We start from the raw sequence: 13,214 nt of genomic DNA, 5'->3' as shown, positions 1-13,214 counted from the left end.
GCTATTCTCCCGCTCCGCCGTGCAGGCTCTGCACCGGGGCGGCGGTGAGCTCCTCCACACCTCGCGGATCCCCGCCCAGCTGGTCCACGGCCGCGTACGCGCTCGCGATGCACGCGGGGATGCCGACGCCGTCGTACTGCGCGCCGCACACGGCGAGGCCCGGCAGCTTCGCGACGTGCTCGCGGATACGGGCCACGCGCGCGTGGTGGCCGACGGGGTACTGGGGCAGGCCGTCGGTCCAGCGGGTGACACGGGTCTCGACGGGAGTGGCGTCGAGACCGACGGCCTCGCGCAGGTCGCGGCGGGAGACCTCCACCAGGCCGGCGTCCTCGCGCTGGAGGATCTCCGTCTCGGCGTACCGCCCGACGGAGGTGCGCAGGACCACCACGTCCGGGTCCTCGTCTGCGATCCAGCCCCACTTCCGGGAGGCGAAGGTGGAGGCCTTGATGGTGTGCCCGTCGACGGGCGGGACGAGGAAGCCGCTGCCGTCCGGCAGGGCGGTATCGGCGCGGCGGTAGGCGAGGGTGACCAGGGCCATGGAGGCGTACTCGACGGTCCGCAGCTCGGCGGCGGCCTCCGGGGACTCGGCGGCCAGCAGCCCGGCGGCGGCCGGGGCGGGGACGGCGACGACCACGGCGTCGGCGCGCAGCACCCGGTCACCGGCGGCCACCCGCCAGCCGCCGCCGGGTTCCCGGCGCAGCTCGCCCACCGGGGCCCCCGTGACGATCTCACCGCCCCGCCGGCGCACCGACTCCGCGACCGCGAGCGGCAGTTGGCCCACGCCGCCCTCGATGCCCATGAACACCGGCCCCGCTTGCGGGCCGGCGGCGGCCTTCGCCTGGATCTCGCGGACCGCCTCCGTCAGGGAGGTGTGGGTGCGGGCGGCCTGGAAGAGCTGGGGGACGGCCGAGCGCAGCGAGATGCGGTACGCGTCGCCCGCGTAGACCCCGCCCAGGAGCGGTTCGACCAGGCGGTCGACGACCTCGCGGCCCAGCCGCGCCGCCACGTACTCCCCCACCGCCACGTCCTCGCCGACCTCCGTGCGGGGCAGGTCGGCGTCGCGCTCGATGCGGGCGAGGCCCTCGTCGGACAGGACGCCGGTCAGGGCGGCGGCGGTGCCGGGGACGCCCATGACGTGGCCCTTGGGCATGGGGCGCAGGGCGCCTCGGGTCCAGATCGAGGCCGTCGCGGTGGCCGGCGGCTGGAGGCGGTCGGCCAGGCCGGCCTCACGGGCGAGGTCCACCGCCTCGGGGCGGCGCGCGAGCATCGACTCGGCGCCCAGGTCGACGCGCACACCCGCGATCTCGCCGGGCAGCAGCTTGCCGCCGACCCGGTCGGAGGCCTCCAGCACGGTCACCCGGGCCCCGCGCTGAAGCAGCCGGTGCGCGGCGGCCAGCCCGGCGATGCCCGCTCCGATGACGACGACGTGACCCGTGCCCGCAGGTGATCCGCTCATGGCCCCACCCTCTCAGACACCACTGACAGCGGCGCCAGGGCCATGTGGCCCCAGCGCGATGTGACCGTGACCTCATCGGAACCGTCCACCCCCAACGCGCCGCGCCATCCGGGCGTCGAAGGAACGTCAGTCGTCGCGAAACCAGTCGTCACGAACCCAGCCGTCACGAACCCTCGGGGGTACCGCCAGATGCGCACACCACGATCACTGCCACGGCCTGTTCAGGCCCTGGCCGCCGTCCTGCTCGCCGCGTCCCTCGCCCTCGCCGGATGCAGCGGTGCGGACGACAGCGGCGGCGGCTCCTCCGGCAGCAAGGCCGACTCCGCAGGTATCGCGCAGGAGGGCACGTCCGGCGCGTCCGGCGCGAAGGCGCGCGGCGCCGACGCCGCCACCAAGGCCCCCAGACTCACCGCGAGCAGCATCATCCGCACCGCCTCCCTCACCGTGCAGGTCAAGGACGTGCCCAAGGCGCTGGACGAGGCCCGCGCCACCGCCGAGAACGCGGGCGGCTACGTCGGCGACGAGAGCACCAGCCGGGATTCCGCGGGCCAGGAGCGCACCCGGGTGGTGCTGCGTGTGCCCACGGACAAGTACGACGCGGTCCTCACCGACCTGGAGGGCTCGGGCAAACTGATCCACCGCACGGCCAAGGCGCGGGACGTCACCGACCAGGTGGTGGACGTCGGCAGCCGCGTCAAGTCGCAGCGGGCCAGCGTGGCCCGGATCCGGGAGCTGATGGGCCGGGCCACCAAACTCGGTGACGTGGTCACCCTGGAAGGGGAGTTGAGCGGCCGCGAGGCGGACCTGGAGGCGCTGCTCGCCCAGCAGGCGTCCCTGAAGGACCGCACGAGCCTGGCCACCATCACCCTGTCGCTGTCGCGGACGCCGGTGCGGGCGGCGGCGGCCGGGGACGACTCCCCCGGCTTCACGGACGCCCTGGCGGGCGGCTGGCACGCGTTCGTCACGCTGCTGCGCTGGATCGCCCTGGCCGTCGGCGCGGTGCTGCCGTTCGCGGCCCTGGCCGCGCTGCTGACGCTGCTGTGGCTGCGGGTCGTACGCCCCCGGCTGCCGCGCCGTGCCCCCGCCGCGCCCATGGCGACCGCGCTGGGTCCGCTGCCGACGGCCCACCCGGCGCCCCAGCCCGCCGCCGAGCCGGACGAGCAGGGCTGAGCGAGTCCGAAATCCGGCGTGCCCGTAGCGTGTTCGCATGAGCATGAACGGTGGGCGGGGCGGGACGGAACGACTGGTCGTGATCGGCGGTGACGCCGCGGGGATGTCCGCGGCGTCGCAGGCACGCCGGATGCGGGGCCCGGAGGAACTGGAGATCGTGGCCTTCGAGCGCGGCCACTTCAGCTCCTACTCGGCGTGCGGGATCCCGTACTGGGTGGGCGGTGCCGTGCCCGAACGCGACCGGCTGATCGCGCGCACTCCCGAGGAGCACCGCGCGCGGGGGATCGACCTGCGCATGCGCACCGAGGTCGTGGAGGTCGACGTGGCCGGGCAGCGGGTACGCGCGCGTGACGTCGATTCCGGCGCCGAGTCCTGGACGTCGTACGACAAACTCGTCGTCGCCACGGGTGCCCGCCCGGTCCGCCCGGACATGCCGGGTGTGGACGCCCCCGGTGTGCACGGAGTGCAGACCCTGGACGACGGGCAGGCCCTCATCGACACGCTGGCGGGCACGCGTGGCCGCCGTGCGGTGGTCGTGGGTGCCGGATACATCGGTGTGGAGATGGCCGAGGCGCTGATCGACCGCGGCTTCGAGGTGACGGTCGTCAACCGCGGCACGGAGCCCATGTCGACCCTGGACCCGGACATGGGCCGCCTGGTGCACCGGGCCATGGAGGGCCTCGGCATCACCATGGTCGACGACGCCGAGGTGACGAAGCTGCTCACCGGCGAGGACGGCCGGATCCGCGCGGTGGTGACGGAGGAGGCCGAGTACCCGGCGGACATCGTGGTCCTGGGCATCGGGGTCCGCCCGGAGACCACGCTCGCCGCCGCGGCGGGCCTCCCCCTCGGCGCCCATGGCGGCCTGCTCACCGACCTCGCCATGCGGGTACGCGGCCACGAGAACATCTGGGCCGGCGGTGACTGCGTCGAGGTGCTGAACCTGGTCTCCGGCCGGGAGCAGTACGTCCCGCTCGGCACCCATGCCAACAAGCACGGCCAGGTCATCGGCACCAACGCCGGCGGCGGTTACGCCACCTTCCCCGGCGTGGTCGGCACGGCCGTCAGCAAGGTCTGCGATCTGGAGATCGCCCGCACCGGTCTGCGTGAGAAGGACGCCCGCCGGGTCGGCCTGCGGTTCGAGACGGTCACCATCGAGTCGACCAGCCGCGCGGGCTACTACCCCGGCGCCTCCCCCATGACGGTCAAGATGCTCGCCGAGCACCGCACGGGACGGCTGCTCGGCGTGCAGATCGTCGGCAGGGAGGGCGCGGGCAAGCGGGTCGACATCGCCGCCGTGGCCCTCACCGCCGGTATGACGGTGGAGCAGATGACAGCCCTGGACCTGGGCTACGCCCCGCCGTTCTCACCGGTGTGGGACCCGGTACTGGTGGCGGCGAGAAAGGCGGCGGCGAAGGTGCGCGCGAGCGCCGGTCAGAGCCTGCGTGACGCTGTGTGAGACAGGGTCTCAGGCCGTGCCGCTGATCCTCGGGAGTGAGGTGACCGAGGTGTTGGACGACACGGCCGCGGGCTGCTCCCCCGCCGGCTTGGCATGGGCCGCCGACGCCCTCGTGGACCGCAGCCGATGGCTCACCGCCTCGTCCAGCGTCACCGGCCGCTGCATCTGCGAGGCCAGCCGCCCCGCCTCCTGGCCGAGCCGTGCGACGTCCTCCCAGGGGAGCCGCACGACGAGGGAGAGCTCCGCCTCGCCGTCGGGTGTGGCGTGCATCGGAGGGGTGATTCGGTCGTTCATCGCCTGATCCTCACGTCGGTTGAGGAGAGATACGCACACCTGCTCGGCGGCGTTCACCGATTCGTCCGGCCCATCGCGGGCAGTACTTTTGTGTGGTCATCCCCGTGCATGACGTGAACCCGGTGCGCCGTACCCCTTGGGTGACATACGCGCTCATCGCCGCGAACGTCCTCGTGTTCCTCTCCACGCCCGGCATAGCCGGATCCGTGGCCGGGGGCAGCGATCTGGCCCAGCTGTGCCACCTCCAGGCCTTCATGGACCGCTACGCGGCCGTCCCCAGGGAGCTGATCCACCATCAGCTGCCGACGATGGTCCCGACGGGCGGCGTGGGCGTGGGCCCGCACGGCCCGGGCTGTGTGGTGGGGGCGCCGGGCTACGACAAGTCACCGCCGCTGTCGGTGTTCACCGCGATGTTCCTGCACGGCAGCTGGCTGCACCTGCTGGGCAACATGCTGTTCCTGCTGATCTTCGGCAACAACGTCGAGGACCGGATGGGCCACGTCCGGTACTTCCTCTTCTACGTCGTCTGCGGCTACGCGGCCGGGTACGGCTTCGCGCTGCTCAACGCCGGCAGCGGCGACCCGCTGATCGGCGCGTCCGGGGCGATCGCCGGCGTCCTCGGCGCCTATCTGGTGCTCTACCCGAGGGCCAGGGTGTGGGTGCTGGTGCCGTTCCTGATCTTCCTGCCGCTGCGGCTGCCCGCATGGCTGGTGCTGGGCTTCTGGTTCGGGCTGCAGGCGGTGTACTCCTCCGGGCACGGCGTGTCCGGCGCGGGCACGGTGGCCTACTCGGCGCACGTCGTCGGCTTCCTCGCGGGCATGCTGCTCGCCTGGCCGCTCAAGCCCGGCACCCCGCCCCCGCCGGAGCCGCGCGGCCTGCTGTTCGGCAGGCGGGCCCGGCCCCGGCAGGCCTGGCAGACCTGGTAGGTCAGCGGGCGGTCCGCGTGTGCACGTACTCCACGAGCCGGGTCAGCGCGTCCGGGTCGGTGGACGGCATGACTCCGTGGCCGAGGTTGAAGACGTGGCCCTCCAGCTTCGCGGCCGAGTCGAGGACCTCGCGGGTCTTGGCCTCGACGGCCTCGGTGCCGGCGAACAGGACGGTCGGGTCGAGGTTGCCCTGGAGCGCCTTGCCGGGGCCGACCCGGCGGGCGGCCTCGTCCAGCGGGACGCGCCAGTCGACACCGACGACGTCCGCGCCGGCCTCGCCCATGAGCCCCAGCAGCTCGCCGGTGCCGACGCCGAAGTGGATGCGCGGGACGCCGTACCCGGCGACGGCCTCGAAGACCTTCGCGGAGGCGGGCATCGCCGAGTGGCGGTAGTCGGCGGGGGCCAGCGCTCCGGCCCAGGAGTCGAACAGCTGCACCGCCGAGGCGCCCGCCTCGATCTGCACCTTCAGGAACGCGGTGGTGATGTCCGCGAGGCGGTCCAGCAGGTCGGCCCACAGCTCCGGGTCGCCGTACATCATCGCCTTGGCGTTCTCGAACGTACGGGACGGGCCGCCCTCGACGAGATAGCTGGCGAGGGTGAACGGCGCGCCGGCGAAGCCGATCAGCGGGGTGCCGCCCAGCTCGCGGGTGAGCAGGCCGATCGCCTCGGTGACGTAGGAGACGTCCTCGGGGGTGAGGTCGCGCAGCCGGGCGAGGTCGGCACGGGTACGGATCGGTTGCTCGACGACCGGGCCGACGCCGGGCTTGATGTCGAGGTCGAGACCGATGGCCTTCAGCGGGACGACGATGTCGCTGAAGTAGATCGCCGCGTCCACGCCGTGCCGGCGCACCGGCTGCAGCGTGATCTCCGCGACCAGCTCGGGTCGCGTGCAGGACTCCAGCATCCCGATGCCCTCACGCACCTTGTGGTACTCCGGCAGGGAGCGCCCGGCCTGCCGCATGAACCACACCGGCGTGTGCGGCACGGGCTCGCGCCTGCACGCCTTGAGGAAGGCGGAATCGTACGTCGCGGACGGCCGCGTCGGTTGCTGGCCCGTGGAAGTCCCGTGGGCGGTGTCGTTGGCACTCACGGGGAAAGTCTCGCACGGCGGTGCCGGGGCCTCTGCCTGGGTCCGGCGACCGCCGGTGCGGGGTGTCTGCCCCGCACGATGCCCTCGTTCCCCTTACTCTTCCCCGCATGGCTGCGGCTCAGGGACGACTGTCGGACGGCGCTGGCGGAATGGACGACGCGAAGGAGACGGAGGAGGCCGAGGGGCATACGGGCAGTACGGCTCCACCGGCCTTCCGGGCCGCGGTCGAGGCGCTGCGGACCGCCCGGCTGCGGCCGCAGATCGAGGCGGAGCCGACGCCCGCCCCGCAGCGGCTCGCCCCCTTCGCGTACGCCGTGGAGGCCGCGGTCGTCGACGGCGACCAGGACCTCGCCGACGGCCGCCTGGTGCTGCTGCACGACCCGGCCGGGCACGACGCCTGGCGGGGCACGTTCCGGCTGGTGACGCTGGTGCGGGCCGAGCTGGAGCCGGAGATGGCGGCCGATCCGCTGCTGCCCGAGGTGTGCTGGTCGTGGCTGACCGGCGCCCTCCAGGCGCGGGGGCTCGCGTACGGCGACCCGAGCGGCACCGTCACCCGGGCGAGTTCGCACTACTTCGGCGGGCTGTCCGAGCGGCCAGCCGCCTCACAGATCGAGATCCGTGCCTCCTGGACGCCCCGCGAGGGCCTGGGCGGGGTCCCGGACACCGCCGCCCATCTGGCCTCCTGGTGCGATCTGCTGGCCCAGGTCGCAGGCCTGCCGCCGGCCGCCCCCGGCGACGCCTCCGTGGTGTCCCTGCCGCAGCGCAGGGGGCCCCAGTCCCGCTGAGCCCCGCGGTTCCTCCGACAGTTCCTCCGACAGTTCCTCCGCCCCGCCGGCGTCGCCGGCGGGGCGTTCTCGTCCACCCGGCAGTCGCGCGACTCACCCTTCATTGACCATCTCTTTGTCGATACGGCCACTTTCAGAACCCGAATCGCACTCGCCCGAACCCACCCGATCCCTCAATGATCGACCGCGTGTCCGAATTGCACGGATTGTTACTCACTGGATCGTGATCATTCCCTAAAGGCGGACGGGTTTGGTGCCGAAGACGACTGTGACCTTGCAATCACGGTTCGTCCCGGCTTCATCCCCACGAGCCGGCCCGTCCCCCCACCCCAGGAGGCCTGGTGTCCGTTCTCCTCGAGCAGCCCGCAAGCCTGGTCGCCTACCGCCCGAACAAGCCGACCGCCATGGTGGTCGTGGCCGACCCGCGCGTCCGCTCCACCGTCACCCGCCACCTGTGGGCGCTCGGTGTGCGCGATGTCATCGAGGCCTCGTCCATCGCGGAGGCTCGTCCCCGCATCGGCAACCCCCGCGACATCTGCGTCGCCGACGTCCACCTTCCCGACGGCTCCGGCCTGACCCTGCTGTCCGAGACCCGCGCCGCGGGCTGGCCCAACGGCCTCGCGCTGTCCGCCGCCGACGACATCGGCGCCGTACGCAACGCCCTGGCCGGCGGTGTCAAGGGCTACGTCGTCACCGGCACCCGTACCAACATCGGGCTCCCCACCCGACCGGGCGCCGCCCCCATCGGCGCCGCCGCCCGTATGCACCGCCGCCCCCCGGGCGCCCCGAGCCACCCGGGCGGCTACCGCGAGCTGTCCGGCCGCGAGGTCGAGGTGCTGCGCCTGGTCGCCGAGGGGCAGTCGAACAAGGCGATCGGCGTCTCGATGGGCCTGTCCGCCCTCACCGTCAAGAGCCACCTCGCCCGCATCGCCCGCAAGCTCGGCACGGGCGACCGGGCCGGAATGGTGGCGGTGGCCCTGCGTACCGGGATCATCCACTGACTCACTGCCCCTCTCCCACTCACCGTGACCGACTCACCGTCATCCGCTGACCGTCGCCCCCTCACCGCCATCCACTGACCTCATAACGGTTCGCCCATGTGAACCAGGCATTTCACCCGCCAGACCGATTCCTGACTGGTTTACGACCCTCCGACGCCCGTCGACGGAACGTTCCGTCGACGGGCGCTGTCCACACACAGATACCCTTGACATGTGACCGACGCCCAAGAGACCGCAGCAGACATGCCACTGCGCACCACCGGAGGGACCCCTCCGGATGACGGCGGATCCTCTGAGACGGCGGCGCCGGTCCCCTTGCTCGAGCCCCGCGAGGGCATTCCCCCGGTGATCGCCGACGAGGCCGCGCTGGCCGAGGCGGTCGCCGCCTTCGCCGCGGGCACCGGCCCCGTCGCCGTCGACGCCGAGCGCGCATCCGGTTACCGCTACGGACAGCGCGCCTACCTGGTGCAGCTGCGCCGCGAGGGAGCCGGGACCGCGCTGATCGACCCCGTCGCCTGCCCCGACCTGTCGGGACTCGGCGAGGCGCTGTCCGGCACCGAGTGGGTGCTCCACGCGGCCACCCAGGACCTGCCCTGCCTGCGTGAGATAGGCATGATCCCCAGCCGCCTGTTCGACACCGAGCTGGCCGGCCGGCTCGCCGGGTTCCCGCGGGTCGGCCTCGGCGCGATGGTCGAGGGCGTCCTGGGCTTCGTACTGGAGAAGGGCCACTCCGCCGTCGACTGGTCGACCCGGCCGCTGCCCGAGCCGTGGCTGAGGTATGCCGCGCTGGACGTCGAGCTGCTCGTCGACCTGCGCGACGCCCTGGAGAAGGAGCTGGACCGGCAGGGCAAGCTGGAGTGGGCCCGGCAGGAGTTCGACGCGATCGCCTCGGCGCCGCCCGCCGAGCCGCGCAAGGACCCCTGGCGCCGTACGTCCGGCATGCACAAGGTGCGGCGGCGCCGGCAGCTCGGCGTCGTTCGCGAGCTGTGGGAGACCAGGGACCGGCTCGCCCAGCGGCGGGACGTTTCGCCGGGCAAGGTGCTCAGTGACTCCGCCATCGTGGAGGCGGCGCTCGCCCTGCCGGCCAATGTGCACGCCCTGGCCGGGCTGAACGGTTTCGGTCACCGGATGGGGCGGCGGCAGCTGGAGCAGTGGCAGACCGCCGTGGATCGGGCCAAGGCGCTCTCCGAAGCACAGCTGCCGCAGCCGGGGCAGCCGGTCGCGGGGCCGCCGCCGCCTCGGGCGTGGGCGGACAAGGACCCGGCCGCCGCGGCGCGCCTCTCGGCGGCTCGGGCCGGGGTGTCCTCGCTGGCCGAGCGGCTCAATATGCCCCAAGAGAATCTGATCACCCCTGACACGGTGCGGCGGCTCTGCTGGGAGCCGCCGAAGAGTGTGGACGAGGAGTCCGTGGGGGCCGCGCTGGCCGGGTACGGGGCGCGGGCTTGGCAGGTGGAGCTGGTGACTCCGGTGCTTGTCGCTGCGCTGGCTGCTGCGGAGGCCTAGGGGCTGTCTGACAATTCCCGCCTGCCCCGCGACGCCTGGCACGCACTCCCCCACGCTCGGCTTCGCTCGCGCGGGGGGACCCCCATGCCGCGTTGCCGAACCGCCCACGTGGCTCCGCCACGAGGGCGCTCCGGCGCCTTGCGATCGCACGCTCCCCCACGCTCGAACGCGCTCGCGCGGGGGGACCCCCATCGCCGCCGCGGGGCCCGCCCTTCGGGCGGACGACGGGAATTGTCAGACAGCCCCTAGTCGCCGTTGAGGGTTCTGTTGTGCGGCGGCTGCGGGTTGTTCGTGGCTGGTCGCGCCCACGCGGCGGAGCCGCATATCGATACAGCCCCGCGCCCCTTTGGGGCGCGTCACCTCGGGGCGCGTCATCTTGTCGCGCCTCTCATGAAGCCGTTGTAGATGAAGCGCTGCAGGGCCAGGAAGGCGATCAGGGTCGGGAGGATCACCAGTACCGCTCCGGCCGAGATCGTCTCCCAGTGGGCGCCGAAGGGGCCGCGGAAGCGGAACAGGGACGTCGAGATCACGCCAAGATCCTGGGACGGCATGTAGAGGAAGGGGATGTAGAAGTCGTTGTAGACGGTGATCCCCTTCACGATCACCACGGTCGCCGTCGCGGGTTTCAGCAGCGGGAAGATGATCTTCCGGTAGATCGTGAAGGCACTGGCGCCGTCCAGGCGGGCGGCCTCGTCCAGGGAGACCGGGATCGACCTGACGAACTGGAGGAAGATGTAGATCGAGACGATGTCCGTGCCCATGTAGAGCAGGATCGGCGCCCAGCGGGTGTCGAAGAGGCCGAAGCTGTTGACGATCTGGAAGGTGGCCACCTGGGTGGTCACACCGGGGACCAGCGCGGCCAGCAGGAACAGGGCCACCACCAGCTTCTTGAAGCGGAAGGTGAAGCGGTCGATGGCGTAGGCCGTCATCGAGCCGATCAGTACGGTGCCGCCGATGGCGAAGACCAGGATGAAGGCCGTGTTGCCGAGGGCCCTGAGCATTCCGCCGTCCTGGAACGCCGTCACGTAGTTGTGGAAGTTGAACAGGTCGTGGGGGGCGGCGAGGGCCCCGCTGTCGTCCGCCATCTCGTCCGGGGTCTTCAGGGACGTCAGGAGGACGGCGCCCAGCGGGAGCAGGACGACCACCGTCGCGGTGATCAGCGACAGGTACACCAGGGTGCGGGCGACGATACGGCGCGTCATACGAGGTCCACCTTGTCGTCCGGGACCAGCCGCCGTTGCAGCCAGGTCACCGCCAGCACGATCAGCAGCAGGACGATCGCGGCAGCCGAGGCGAGCCCCGTCTTGTTGAACTGGAAGGCCAGCTTCACGGTCTGGATCACGAAGGTCTCGGTGCCGGTCGCGCCGCCGGTCATGATGTACGGGATGTCGAAGGCGGACAGCGACCCGGAGACCGAGAGGATCACGGTCAGGGTCACCACCGGCTTGATGCCGGGCGCGATGATGTGGCGGAACTGCTGCCAGCGGTTCGCGCCGTCCAGCTCGGCCGCCTCGTACAGCTCCCCCGGGATGGACTGGATCGCGCCGAGGAAGAGGACGAAGTTCAGGCCGAGGTAGCGCCAGACGGAGACGCCCGCGAGGGAGAGGTTCGCCGAGACGGGCGTGCCCAGCCAGGCGTGGTGGGAGTGCGCGCCGAACAGGCTCAGCACCGAGTCCAGGGTGCCGCCGTCCTGGAAGAAGTAGAGGAAGACGAAGCCGATCGCCACCCCGTTGATCAGGTACGGGAAGAAGAGCACGCCCTTGAAGAAGTTCCGGAAGCGGACGTCGAAGCTCAGGACGGTCGCGAAGTAGAGGGCGGCGACGATCTGGACGGCGGATGCGGCCAGGTAGTAGCCGCTGACGAAGAAGACCTCGAAGAGGTCGGGGCGGGTGAAGAGTTCGGTGTAGTTCCCGGTGCCCGTGTAGTGCAGTTCCGGGCTGACGCCGTCCCAGTCGGTGAAGCTGTAGGCGACCATGTTGGCGATCGGCGCGTAGGTGAAGGTGATCAGGAGGGCGAGCGGGGCGAGCAGGAACAGCCAGGGGGTCACCGTCCGCCAGACCCGCGCCCGGCGGGGCGCGGGTTGCGGGACGGGGGCCGGGCCGGCGGGAGCCGTGCTCACCTCTCGGTCCGCCTTCTGGGTGGTGTCCGTCATCAGGAGCCCGATCCCACGGTCTTCTGGGCTGCGGTCCACTTCTTGGTGAGGCCGTTCAGGAAGTCGTCGAGGCTGCCGCTCTTCGCGCCGCGCGCGAGGTCGACCAGGTCCTGGCGGTAGTCGGGCTTGTAGATGCCGACCTCCGACTGGTCGTCGACGAGCTTGAGCTTGGCGCCCGCGGAGTCGTCGAGTTCGATCAGCTTGACGCCGGCGTCCTCGTACGGCTTCAGGACGGTGGGCAGGGGCGCGTCCTTCAGCGGGGAGATCGCCAGGTTGTCCTTGTCGTAGCCGGACTTGTCGGTGAACCAGTCGATCCAGGCGCGGGCCGCCTCCTTGTGCGCGGAGTGGACGTTGACGGCCTGGTTGTAGTCGGGGCCGACGACCGCGCAGAACTTGCCGCCCACCTGGGCCGGGAAGGGCATGAAGCCGATGTCGCCGGGGTCGGTGCCCGCCTTCTTCGCTGCGTCCTGGAACTGGATGACCGCCCAGGTGCCGAGCCATTCCGTGGCGATCTTGCCCTTGGCCAACTGGGGCTTGGACGCCTCCCAGTTGGTGGTCGTCGGGTCCTTCTCGGCGAGCCCGTCGTGCACGATGTCGTACAGGAGCCGGTCCCCGACGCGCAGATCGGCGCCCGCCGCCCAGGGGTCGCCCTCGGCGAGCTTGGTGGTCGCCCCGGTGTCGCAGTGCACCGAGCCGTTGACGAACGTCCAGGAGGTCAGCGGCCATTGGGCGGCGAAGTTGGTGTAGTACGGGGTCGCGCCGGTCTTCGACCTGATCGCCTTCAGGTCGTCGAGGAACTCGGCCGGGGTGGTGGGCCACTTGGTGACGCCGGCCTCCTTCCAGACCCGCTTGTTGTAGACGAAGCCGGGGGTAACGCCGATCGGGCTCTGGCCGTATACCTTGCCGCCGACGGTGGTGAAGTCGGTGAACCGGTACTTCTTGGCACGCTCCGCCTGGGTGCCGAGCGAGGCGAAGAACTTCGGGTAGTCGCTCTTCTTGATCACCGCGGGGATCATCAGGACGTCGCCGTAGTTCTCCGTGTTCATGCGGATCTTGACTTCGGACTCGTAGTTGGTGAGGGCCTGGAACTTGACCTGCACCTTCGGGTACGTCTTGTTGAACTCGGCGGCGTACTTCTTCATCGTGCCGTCCTGCACGAGGTCGGTCCGCTGGGTGAGGACCGTGATGGTCCCGCTCACCTTCGCCGGGTCGTCGGGCGCCTTGGCGTCGGCGCCCTTCGTCGAGCCTCCCGTACCGGTGCAGCCCGCCAGCAGCAGGGCGGCTCCCGCGGCCGTGGCGAGGATGGGGCTTCGGTGCGTACGGCGGTTCATGTGCGTCAACTCCGTTCTCGGGACGGAAGAGCACGTGCGAGTTGGCT

General features: G+C 71.6%; 12 protein-coding genes. 6 read left to right on the top strand and 6 right to left on the bottom strand.

The window, feature by feature from the left end; translation table 11 throughout:
• Nucleotide 1: 1 nt before the first annotated feature.
• Nucleotides 2-1,456, bottom strand: a complete 1,455-nt coding sequence (gene hemG / locus ACH45E_RS25920; RefSeq protein WP_361440050.1) for a protoporphyrinogen oxidase — start codon at nucleotides 1,454-1,456, stop codon at nucleotides 2-4.
• A gap of 189 nt (nucleotides 1,457-1,645) precedes the next feature.
• Here hemG and ACH45E_RS25915 point away from each other — a divergent pair, with 189 nt between their 5' ends.
• A complete protein-coding gene (locus tag ACH45E_RS25915; RefSeq protein WP_361440047.1) occupies nucleotides 1,646-2,626 on the top strand; it encodes a DUF4349 domain-containing protein in 981 nt (326 codons plus the stop codon).
• Between the two features lie 37 nt (nucleotides 2,627-2,663).
• Nucleotides 2,664-4,085 carry an FAD-dependent oxidoreductase gene (locus ACH45E_RS25910; RefSeq protein ID WP_361440044.1) on the top strand — a complete coding sequence of 474 codons (1,422 nt, stop codon included), beginning with the start codon at nucleotides 2,664-2,666 and terminating at the stop codon, nucleotides 4,083-4,085.
• Nucleotides 4,086-4,094: 9 nt separating this feature from the next.
• Here ACH45E_RS25910 and ACH45E_RS25905 read toward each other — a convergent pair whose 3' ends face one another.
• A complete protein-coding gene (locus ACH45E_RS25905) occupies nucleotides 4,095-4,379 on the bottom strand; it encodes a hypothetical protein (RefSeq protein WP_361440041.1) in 285 nt (94 codons plus the stop codon).
• 92 nt (nucleotides 4,380-4,471) lie between these two features.
• Here ACH45E_RS25905 and ACH45E_RS25900 point away from each other — a divergent pair, with 92 nt between their 5' ends.
• Complete coding sequence (locus ACH45E_RS25900; RefSeq protein WP_361440038.1) at nucleotides 4,472-5,305, top strand: rhomboid family intramembrane serine protease; 834 nt, start codon at nucleotides 4,472-4,474, stop codon at nucleotides 5,303-5,305.
• Nucleotide 5,306: 1 nt separating this feature from the next.
• Here ACH45E_RS25900 and hemE read toward each other — a convergent pair whose 3' ends face one another.
• On the bottom strand, nucleotides 5,307-6,395 hold the full coding sequence (gene hemE / locus ACH45E_RS25895) for a uroporphyrinogen decarboxylase (protein ID WP_361440035.1): 1,089 nt from the start codon (nucleotides 6,393-6,395) through the stop codon (nucleotides 5,307-5,309).
• A gap of 107 nt (nucleotides 6,396-6,502) precedes the next feature.
• Here hemE and ACH45E_RS25890 point away from each other — a divergent pair, with 107 nt between their 5' ends.
• The 3 genes from ACH45E_RS25890 (at nucleotide 6,503) to ACH45E_RS25880 (ending at nucleotide 9,684) form a co-directional block, all read left to right on the top strand.
• Complete coding sequence (locus ACH45E_RS25890) at nucleotides 6,503-7,180, top strand: DUF3000 domain-containing protein (RefSeq protein ID WP_361440032.1); 678 nt, start codon at nucleotides 6,503-6,505, stop codon at nucleotides 7,178-7,180.
• A 341-nt stretch (nucleotides 7,181-7,521) separates the two neighbouring features.
• The gene (locus ACH45E_RS25885; RefSeq protein WP_181808392.1) at nucleotides 7,522-8,181 is read left to right on the top strand and encodes a response regulator transcription factor; all 660 of its coding nucleotides are present in this window, start codon (nucleotides 7,522-7,524) and stop codon (nucleotides 8,179-8,181) included.
• 213 nt (nucleotides 8,182-8,394) lie between these two features.
• Nucleotides 8,395-9,684 carry a ribonuclease D gene (locus ACH45E_RS25880; protein WP_361440029.1) on the top strand — a complete coding sequence of 430 codons (1,290 nt, stop codon included), beginning with the start codon at nucleotides 8,395-8,397 and terminating at the stop codon, nucleotides 9,682-9,684.
• Nucleotides 9,685-10,055: 371 nt separating this feature from the next.
• Here ACH45E_RS25880 and ACH45E_RS25875 read toward each other — a convergent pair whose 3' ends face one another.
• The 3 genes from ACH45E_RS25875 to ACH45E_RS25865 are packed head-to-tail and all read right to left on the bottom strand — an operon-like array spanning nucleotide 10,056 to nucleotide 13,167.
• Nucleotides 10,056-10,886: a carbohydrate ABC transporter permease gene (locus tag ACH45E_RS25875; protein WP_361440026.1), complete on the bottom strand. Its 831-nt coding sequence runs from the start codon at nucleotides 10,884-10,886 to the stop codon at nucleotides 10,056-10,058.
• Nucleotides 10,883-11,836 carry a sugar ABC transporter permease gene (locus ACH45E_RS25870; protein WP_361440023.1) on the bottom strand — a complete coding sequence of 318 codons (954 nt, stop codon included), beginning with the start codon at nucleotides 11,834-11,836 and terminating at the stop codon, nucleotides 10,883-10,885. Before ACH45E_RS25870 ends, ACH45E_RS25875 begins: the two co-directional genes overlap by 4 nt.
• Nucleotides 11,836-13,167 carry an ABC transporter substrate-binding protein gene (locus tag ACH45E_RS25865; protein WP_361440020.1) on the bottom strand — a complete coding sequence of 444 codons (1,332 nt, stop codon included), beginning with the start codon at nucleotides 13,165-13,167 and terminating at the stop codon, nucleotides 11,836-11,838. Before ACH45E_RS25865 ends, ACH45E_RS25870 begins: the two co-directional genes overlap by 1 nt.
• Between the last annotated feature and the right edge of the window lie 47 nt (nucleotides 13,168-13,214).

This window comes from Streptomyces sp. NPDC020299 (assembly GCF_044387825.1).
Lineage (GTDB): Bacteria > Actinomycetota > Actinomycetes > Streptomycetales > Streptomycetaceae > Streptomyces.
This window is presented reverse-complemented; position numbering and strand designations above follow the sequence as displayed.